General features: G+C 53.0%; 1 protein-coding gene. It reads left to right on the plus strand.

What is annotated here, in order from left to right:
- The first annotated feature begins 315 nt into the window (after positions 1-315).
- Entirely contained in the window at positions 316-486 is a 171-nt protein-coding gene (locus JIN87_RS28005) for a hypothetical protein (RefSeq protein WP_200359375.1), read from the plus strand.
- Positions 487-647 lie beyond the last annotated feature (161 nt).

The raw sequence follows: 647 nt of genomic DNA on the forward strand, positions 1-647 counted from the left end.
TTTGGGGTATAAAACATACGAGACAGCGATATAGGAGTAGGGGTACTCCTGCTGTCAAAGAGGCCCGCGCTGAGCTTAGCTCAGGCGGGCTTTTTCGTGTCCGGATTGTTGAGCGGGATTGGGAAAGTGGTAGTGCGTGACGGCCCGGCAGGCAGCAGAAGTCTGATCCTGCAACACGGTCTGCCCGGCGGTCAGACCCTACCAACTTGGGTCATAGTCTAAACCTATGGTTAATAGAGCTAACAAGTATTTCCAATTATAGTGGAAGTGTCGTATAGTAGTCTCGAACAAAAAAGAGACAGAAAGAAAAAGAAGATGAACGCACTCAACACTACTAAGGTATTCGAAGCCACTCTCGCGACAGTCGCAGTAATCGGCGCGGCCGCAGTGATCGTCCCGGCCGCGGGAATCATGACGGCAATCGGAGTGGTAGCAGGCGGACTGGTAGCGATGGCTGCCCTGGAGACTAAGAAGCGCGCTTACTAAGCGATTGCGAGTTTCCTGCAAAGCGGTACGGCGGCGAGCGCCGACCCTACAGAGAGTCCGTCTCAAACAATTTTTTGGGGTAACAAAAATAGATAGCACATAGGGATTAGGGGTAGTCCCGCTATCGAAGAAAGCCCGTCAGCGCTTAGCGCTGGCGGGCT

The organism is Pelagicoccus mobilis, assembly GCF_016595505.1.
In the GTDB taxonomy this organism is placed as follows: domain Bacteria; phylum Verrucomicrobiota; class Verrucomicrobiia; order Opitutales; family Opitutaceae; genus Pelagicoccus; species Pelagicoccus mobilis.

What these genes read in the sequence shown, in the direction of transcription:
- JIN87_RS28005 (WP_200359375.1), top strand. Translation starts at nt 316, where the DNA reads ATGAACGCACTCAACACTACTAAGGTATTCGAAGCCACTCTCGCGACA.